Below are 4,059 nucleotides of genomic sequence, written 5' to 3' on the forward strand. Positions count from 1 at the left end.
CCACACCCGTTCGTGCACGGTTGCGCTTTAGCGTGAACGCTGGCGCAGACGCTGGATGTCCAGGATCACGACGGCGCGTGCCTCAAGACGCAGCCAACCGCGCTGCACGAACTCGGCCAGGGCCTTGTTCACGGTTTCGCGCGAGGCGCCGACCAGCTGTGCCAGTTCTTCCTGCGTCAGCTCGTGGGCAACCAGGATGCCGTCGGTGGCCGGGCGACCGAAGCGGTCGGCCAGGTCCAGCAGTGCCTTGGCGACACGGCCCGGAACATCCGAGAAGACCAGATCGGCCAGCGACTCGTTGGTGCGGCGCAGGCGCGAGGCCAGGGCCTGCAGCAACTGAACCGAAACCTCCGGGCTGGTCAAGATGACCTTGCGCAGGTTTTCGTGGCGCAGGCCGGCCAGACGCGTCTCGGAGACGGCGGTGGCGGTGGCGTTGCGCGGGCTCGGGTCGAACAAGGCCATTTCGCCGAACAATTCGCCCGGGCCGAGAACGGCAATGAGGTTTTCACGACCGTCCGTGGAGGTGCGCCCCAGCTTGATCTTGCCCGAAACGATGAAGTAGAGCTGGTCGCCCTGGTCGCCCTCGCGGAACACCGAGGCGCCACGGGACAGATCCACTTCGGATAGTTCTTCAGTCAGTGCAGAGAACACCTCGTCGCTCAATGAAGCGAAGAGTGGTGCTCGGCGCAGTACCTCGATGTCCATAAAATCTCCTGTCAACTGTCGTTAGCGCTCATCTAATTGTGCCGTACGGTTTGCCCATGTGACAGCTTCCACACGCCAAATCGGGCTAAATGTGGTTAGAATCGCGGGCATCGACCAGATGCCCCGACTAGACTCGGGGCATCGAATAGTGTTTTAGGCCCCATTTTGGGCCGGGCGGCACGGTATGAAGGGCGGGAGTCCAAACTGAATGTTGGGATTGACATGGTTGGACCTGTTGCTCATCATCTCTTTGATCAGCTTTTTGGCTTCTGGCCTGCGTAAAGGCTTCTTTGTCACGCTCGGGGCGATTGTTGGTTTCCTGGCCGGCGGAATCGCGGCCTTCTACGGAATCCCCTTGGTCTCGACGTGGGTGACGAACCCCGGGTGGCGAATTTTCTGGATTGTGGCTGCCGGGTTGATCTTCATCTTGATTGGCCAGGGCATCGGCATGGCCATCGGCTCCAGAATCCGCTTATGGCTGAACTTCCCGGTCCTGAAGTCCTTCGACCGGCTGCTGGGCGGCGTTGCCAACACCGTCATGGCCGCCCTGGTGATCTCGGCAATCGCGCTCTCCGCCGCAACCATGGGCGTGCCCTGGGTTTCCCAGCAGGTCGCCGATTCACGCGTCCTGAGCACGATCCAGGCCTGGACCCCGAAACCCATCACCAACTTCGTCACCCAGGCGCGCGCCCAGGTCATGGGCCAAACCCTTCCCGAGCTCTTTGAACCCTTTGCCCCGAAGGTTGCCGTCGACGTTCCCGAGGCCGAGGACCTGGGCAGTGGAATCGAGGCCGCCGAGGAGTCCGTCGTCAAGATCATCGGCACCGCCTATGCCTGCGGCGTGAACCAGTCCGGCTCCGGCTTTGTCTTTGCACCGGACCGGGTGATGACCAACGCGCACGTGGTCGCCGGAATCACCGAGCCCTCGGTGACAACCCAGGACGGGCAGGTGCACTCCGGAAACGTCGTGTACTTCGACTCGGTCGCCGACATCGCCGTCCTCCAGGTTCCCGGACTCGGACTGAAGCCGCTGGAACGCGGCACCGACCTTGACCGCGGGGACACCGCAGCCTTCCTGGGCTACCCGGGCGGCGGCTCCTTCCGCGCCCTGGGAGCGGTGGTCGAGTCCCTGAGCACCGTTTCAATCCAGAACATTTACGGAGCTGAACCGACGCCGCTGCGCATCTACCAGTTGGCGGCCAAGGTCGAGCAGGGCAATTCCGGCGGGCCGGTGCTCGACTCCCGAGGTCGCGTGGTCGGAATGGTCTTCGCCAAGGCCAAGGGCGGCGCCGATGTCGGCTATGCCCTGGCCCTTGAAGAGATCGACGAGGCCCTGGCGAAGTCCGATAGCTCCCGGGAATCGGTACCCACCGGAGCCTGCTCGCCGCACTAGGCGCCGATCGGCGGGGCGGGGCCGGCCGGCTCAGAGCCAGTCGAGCTGTGCCCCGTGCTGTCCGGTGCGGGCCAGCGGAACCCTGTCCAAGGACAGGGTGAAGCGGTTCACGTCGGAGACCTCACGGGTATGGTTCGAGACATCCATAAAGAACGCCTCGTTGGAAATCCAGCGGCAGCCCAGTGAGGCGATGGTCTCGGCAAAAGCGGTTCGCCGGGCCTCGTCGAGGTAGGCAAGCACCGCCGAGTGCATGACCACGGGCACCGCATGTCTCGGAGCCGCATCCACCAAATCGGCAACGCATTCGTTCAGGTCCCCGGCCAGCAGCAGCGGCGGCCCCGCAACCCCCGGCAGGGCACCGGATTTAAGCGCGGCCAGGGTCGCCAGCGCGGCGTCCAGCTGGGCGCGCCGATCCTCCTGCCCCGGCCAGACCAGGGCACGCAGCCACGCCACGGTGTCCGGTTCCGTGCCGTCCAGCGGGTTCAGGTCGACCCCGGCGCGCCAGGCGATGCCGGGCAGCGTGGACGGGAGTGGGGGATCGCCCGTGGTGGCGCAGCGCAGCAGCGGGGAGCCGGTGCCCAGCACGGGGCCCCCGTCGTAGGAATACGAGTAGAGATCGGGCAACAGGCACAGGCCCGCCGAGGGACCGACCTCGATCAACGCCAGGGGACGCTGTTCCTGGGCCGCCACCATGGCCAGGGCCGGCAGCAGCGTGGCGCAGCGCCCCGCCTCGTTGGTCTGGGTGGCGTGGGTCATGACGATCGCGCGGATCTCGGCCCAGTGCGTGGCGAGGTACGCTTCCAGGACCGAAAACGGTTCGTCGGGGCAACCGTGGAAGCGGGCCGCGGCAAAGACCAGGTTCGGCTGGCGCTTGGGCGCGGGCAGGCCCGAGACGAGTTCCAGCAGGGCCACGCTGCCGGCGACCCCTTCGGCCCACTGCGTGTACAGCTCGCTGTGTCCGGTGAACCAGCGCCGGGCGTAGTCCAGGTACAGCGCCGCGGCTCCCTGTGTTGGTCCGGTGTCCATCAGCCCGCCTCCGGGGTCTCGGGTCCCGACGGCTGGCCGGCAACGGAGCCGCCTGCCAGCCGGTGCGATTCGAGCAGGAGTTCTTCGAGCTCCGCAATGTCGATGCGTTCGAGCCTGACCAGCAGAAGCAATGGAGAGCGCTCATGGTGCGGTGTCCAAAAGTAGGTGCCGGGGTCCATGGCCGCCAGGGCCTCGCGCTCAGCGGTTTTCACGGTGAGCACGCCGTCTTCCCACATTCGGGCCATGAGGGTTTCGGCGAACCAGGCCGGCCGTTGCCAGCTGGGTCTTTCGACGACCCCGGGAAGCGCGAGGCACAGCCTGCGGACGTCGTCTTCGGTGCTCATGGCATCACGATACCGATCCGGTGCGCCGCGGCACAGGGGGAGGGGCGCGGCGGGGGCTACTTCCCGGCGAGGTGGATCAATTGCTGTATGCCCAAAACATAGCCATTGACCCCGGCGCCCACGATGATGGAGGCCGCGACCGGGGAAATGTATGAATGGTGGCGGAAGGCCTCGCGGCGGTGCACGTTGGAGATGTGGACCTCGATCACCGGCAACTGGACGCCGGAGATTGCGTCCGCCAGGGCCACCGAGGTGTGGGTGAAGGCGCCGGGGTTGAACACGATGCCCGCGACCTGTCCGCGGGCGGCGTGGATCGCGTCGATGAGCACGCCCTCGTGGTTGGACTGCAGGAACTCCACCTCGTGGCCCGCCTGCGCGGCGGCGGCGCGGCAGAGGGCCTCGACGTCTTCCAGGGTCTCGTGTCCGTAGATCTCCGGTTCCCGGGTGCCCAGGAGGTTCAGGTTGGGGCCGTTGAGGACCAGGATGCGCGGCGTGCTGTTTTCACTCATGCGTCCATTTTAGGCAGTCGGGGTGGGTCGGGCCGTGGCGGCAAGCCGTTTCTGCGTTAAATGACGCGGGCGGGGGGGGGGG

At 66.1% G+C, this 4,059-nt stretch carries 5 protein-coding genes; 1 reads left to right on the plus strand and 4 read right to left on the minus strand.

Features of this window, described 5'->3' with window-relative positions; all coding sequences use genetic code 11:
* Positions 1–27: 27 nt before the first annotated feature.
* On the minus strand, positions 28–705 hold the full coding sequence (locus tag ACIPVK_RS21555) for a Crp/Fnr family transcriptional regulator (protein WP_217390218.1): 678 nt from the start codon (positions 703–705) through the stop codon (positions 28–30).
* A gap of 208 nt (positions 706–913) precedes the next feature.
* On the opposite strand from ACIPVK_RS21555, the gene ACIPVK_RS21560 reads away from it, so the two are divergent.
* Positions 914–2,098, plus strand: a complete 1,185-nt coding sequence (locus tag ACIPVK_RS21560; RefSeq protein WP_407614030.1) for a MarP family serine protease — start codon at positions 914–916, stop codon at positions 2,096–2,098.
* Positions 2,099–2,128: 30 nt separating this feature from the next.
* Here ACIPVK_RS21560 and ACIPVK_RS21565 read toward each other — a convergent pair whose 3' ends face one another.
* Genes ACIPVK_RS21565 through aroQ form a run of 3 tightly spaced genes read right to left on the minus strand, consistent with a single transcriptional unit; the run spans position 2,129 to position 3,977 of the window.
* Entirely contained in the window at positions 2,129–3,124 is a 996-nt protein-coding gene (locus ACIPVK_RS21565) for a DUF2332 domain-containing protein (RefSeq protein WP_407614031.1), read from the minus strand.
* Complete coding sequence (locus ACIPVK_RS21570) at positions 3,124–3,468, minus strand: MmcQ/YjbR family DNA-binding protein (RefSeq protein WP_407614032.1); 345 nt, start codon at positions 3,466–3,468, stop codon at positions 3,124–3,126. The genes ACIPVK_RS21565 and ACIPVK_RS21570 overlap by 1 nt, the downstream gene beginning before the upstream one ends.
* 56 nt (positions 3,469–3,524) lie before the next feature.
* Entirely contained in the window at positions 3,525–3,977 is a 453-nt protein-coding gene (gene aroQ, locus ACIPVK_RS21575; protein WP_407614033.1) for a type II 3-dehydroquinate dehydratase, read from the minus strand.
* Between the last annotated feature and the right edge of the window lie 82 nt (positions 3,978–4,059).

The organism is Paeniglutamicibacter sp. MACA_103, from assembly GCF_045798555.1.
Lineage (GTDB): Bacteria > Actinomycetota > Actinomycetes > Actinomycetales > Micrococcaceae > Paeniglutamicibacter.